The organism is Vibrio sp. Isolate30 (assembly GCF_022397975.1).
GTDB lineage: Bacteria > Pseudomonadota > Gammaproteobacteria > Enterobacterales > Vibrionaceae > Vibrio > Vibrio fortis.
Genome location: NZ_JAKEUS010000033.1, coordinates 1 through 594, shown reverse-complemented (window position 1 = coordinate 594; position 594 = coordinate 1). Strand labels below are relative to the sequence as shown.

Here is a 594-nt window from a genome sequence, read left to right as displayed (position 1 = left end):
CAGCTTTCCAGATTTTAAGAATTTGCTTGGCGACCATAGCGTTGTGGACCCACCTGAYTCCATGCCGAACTCAGAAGTGAAACGCAATAGCGCCGATGGTAGTGTGGGGCTTCCCCATGTGAGAGTAGGACATCGCCAGGCTTTAATTTCGACTTGTCTCGATGAGACGAGTCAACATAGGATTTTAAGTAAAAAACTTAGAGTTTTATGTTGACTTACAGAGTCAATCGCGTATTATACGCATCCGCTTCAAYGCTAAAGCGTTGATAGCAAAGCTCTTTAACAATTTAAACCTATCAATCTGTGTGGGCACTCGTTGATGAATATCAAAAAATGAAACTTCGGTTTCAACTTGATTTCAATGAACTGAGTGACCAATCGATAATTTATTATCGGCACAGTCAATTCACAGTCACTATTCGTAAGCTTTTTGCTAAAACGAATGGGGAATGTAATCAGTATTCGTTGAGTCACAAAATCTTAAATTGAAGAGTTTGATCATGGCTCAGATTGAACGCTGGCGGCAGGCCTAACACATGCAAGTCGAGCGGAAACGAGTTATCTGAACCTTCGGGGAACGATAACGGCGTCGAG

The 594-nt window shown here is 42.2% G+C and carries 2 rRNA genes; both read left to right on the top strand.

Features of this window, described 5'->3' with window-relative positions:
• Positions 1 to 25 precede the first annotated feature (25 nt).
• Positions 26 to 141 (top strand): 5S ribosomal RNA (rrf, locus tag L1D60_RS23480).
• A gap of 341 nt (positions 142 to 482) precedes the next feature.
• A 16S ribosomal RNA gene (locus L1D60_RS23475) occupies positions 483 to 594 on the top strand; the annotation flags it as partial.